This is a genomic window from Streptomyces sp. 13-12-16 (assembly GCF_002114215.1).
Classification (GTDB): Bacteria; Actinomycetota; Actinomycetes; order Streptomycetales; family Streptomycetaceae; genus Streptomyces.
Genome location: NZ_NCTE01000827.1, coordinates 1 through 2,224, shown reverse-complemented (window position 1 = coordinate 2,224; position 2,224 = coordinate 1). Strand labels below are relative to the sequence as shown.

Annotated in this window: 3 protein-coding genes and 1 pseudogene; all 4 read left to right on the top strand. The window is 74.6% G+C overall.

Annotation, left to right across the window (positions count from 1 at the left end):
• Nucleotides 1-280: pseudogene (locus B7767_RS29845) on the top strand (tRNA (adenosine(37)-N6)-threonylcarbamoyltransferase complex dimerization subunit type 1 TsaB); the annotation flags it as partial.
• Nucleotides 277-858, top strand: a complete 582-nt coding sequence (gene rimI, locus B7767_RS29840; RefSeq protein ID WP_179167345.1) for a ribosomal protein S18-alanine N-acetyltransferase — start codon at nucleotides 277-279, stop codon at nucleotides 856-858. The pseudogene B7767_RS29845 and the gene rimI, both read left to right, overlap by 4 nt.
• Nucleotides 851-1,936 carry a tRNA (adenosine(37)-N6)-threonylcarbamoyltransferase complex transferase subunit TsaD gene (gene tsaD, locus B7767_RS29835; protein ID WP_085574870.1) on the top strand — a complete coding sequence of 362 codons (1,086 nt, stop codon included), beginning with the start codon at nucleotides 851-853 and terminating at the stop codon, nucleotides 1,934-1,936. Before rimI ends, tsaD begins: the two co-directional genes overlap by 8 nt.
• Nucleotides 1,933-2,196 (top strand): hypothetical protein, encoded by a 264-nt coding sequence (locus tag B7767_RS29830; RefSeq protein WP_085574869.1) that lies wholly within the window; start codon nucleotides 1,933-1,935, stop codon nucleotides 2,194-2,196. The genes tsaD and B7767_RS29830 overlap by 4 nt, the downstream gene beginning before the upstream one ends.
• Nucleotides 2,197-2,224 lie beyond the last annotated feature (28 nt).

The following is a 2,224-nucleotide window of genomic DNA, read 5'->3' as shown; positions in this document are numbered from 1 at the left end:
CGCCGCCTCCCGCCCCCGGCTCCCCGAGCCCGCCGTGGACCGGCCTGCCGACATCGCCGGGCAGGTCGCGGGCCTGCCCGCGGTCGGTGCCGGCGCGCTGCTCTACCCGGACACCTTCCCCAAGGCGCACGAGCCCGAGCACGTGTCCGCCGCCGCCCTGGCCCGGCTGGCCGCCGAGCGGCTGGCGGCGGGCGAGGAGCTGCCCGCGCCCCGGCCGATGTACCTGCGCCGGCCCGATGCCCAGGTCCCCAAGAACTACAAGGTGGTCACCCCCAAGTGACCGGATCCGAGACTGCCGTGCTGCGCGAGATGCGCTGGTGGGACATCGACCCCGTACTGGAGCTGGAGCGGGACCTGTTCCCCGAGGACGCCTGGTCGCGCGGGATGTTCTGGTCCGAGCTGGCCCACGCGCGCGGGCCCGGGGCGACCCGGTGCTATCTCGTCGCCCAGGAGGGCGACCGGATCGTCGGCTACGCGGGCCTCACCACCTCCGGCGCGGAGGCCGACGGCGGCGAGGCCGGCGACGGCGACAGCGTCCGGGCGGCCGACGTGCAGACCATCGCCGTCACCCGGGACCACTGGGGCACCGGCCTCGGCTCGCGGCTGCTGACCGAGCTGCTGCGGGCGGCGACCGCCTTCGAGTGCGCCGAGGTGCTGCTGGAGTGCCGGGTCGACAACGTGCGCGCCCAGAAGCTCTACGAGCGCTTCGGCTTCGAGACCATCGGTGTCCGGCGCGGCTACTACCAGCCGGGGAACGTGGACGCCCTGGTGATGCGACTGACCGACCCCTCCACCTCCGTGAACCCGGCGAGTCCCGTCGACGGGAACGGCGTACAAGGAACCGAAACCAATGGCTGACGAACCCCTGGTCCTGGGGATCGAGACCTCCTGCGACGAGACCGGTGTCGGCATCGTGCGCGGGACCACCCTGCTGGCGGACGCCGTCGCCTCCAGCGTCGACGAGCACGCCCGCTTCGGCGGCGTCGTCCCGGAGGTGGCGAGCCGCGCCCACCTGGAGGCGATGGTCCCCACCATCGAGCGCGCGCTGAAGGAGGCGGGCGTCGGCGCCCGCGACCTCGACGGCATCGCCGTCACCGCCGGGCCCGGACTCGCCGGCGCGCTGCTGGTCGGCGTGTCGGCGGCCAAGGCGTACGCCTACGCCCTCGGCAAGCCCCTCTACGGCGTCAACCACCTCGCCTCCCACATCTGCGTCGACCAGCTGGAGCACGGCGCGCTGCCCGAGCCGACGATGGCGCTGCTGGTCTCCGGCGGCCACTCCTCGCTGCTGCTCTCCACGGACATCACCTCCGACGTCCGCCCCCTCGGCGCGACCATCGACGACGCGGCCGGCGAGGCATTCGACAAGATCGCCCGGGTGCTGAACCTCGGCTTCCCCGGCGGCCCGGTCATCGACCGGTACGCGCGTGAGGGCGACCCGGAGGCGATCGCGTTCCCGCGCGGTCTGACCGGCCCGCGCGACCCGGCGTACGACTTCTCCTTCTCCGGGCTGAAGACGGCCGTGGCCCGCTGGATCGAGGCGAAGCGGGCGGCGGGCGAGGAGGTCCCCGTGCGCGACGTCTCGGCGTCCTTCCAGGAGGCGGTCGTGGACGTCCTCACCCGGAAGGCCGTACGGGCCTGCAAGGACGAGGGCGTCGACCACCTGATGATCGGCGGCGGTGTGGCCGCCAACTCCCGGCTGCGGGCCCTGGCCGAGGAGCGCTGCGAGGCGGCCGGCATCCGGCTGCGCGTACCGCGCCCCAAGCTGTGCACGGACAACGGCGCGATGGTGGCGGCGCTGGGCGCGGAGATGGTCGCCCGGGGCCGCCCCGCATCCGGCTGGGACCTGTCGGCGGACTCCTCCCTCCCGGTGACGGAGCCGCACGTGCCCGGGCACGACCACGTCCACGAGGTCGGCGAGGAGAACCTGTACTCGTGACCGTCGCACTGATGTGGGAGGCGCGGGCGGTCCCCGGCCGGGCCTCGGAGCTGCTCGCGTGGACGCAGGAGAGGGCCCGCGAACTCCCCGGGCGTCCCCTGCGCCGCGAGACCTTCCGCGCCCCGCAGGACCGCGTCCTGGTCGTCACCTGGTGGGACGCCCCCTACGACGCGGACCTCCCCGAACTCCCGGAGCCGGGCGACGACCTGGTCGCCCGTCCGGTGCACCGCTGGCGGTTCGAGTCGCTCGGGAGCGTCTGACCCGGCGCCCTCACGCCCCGGCCCCCGC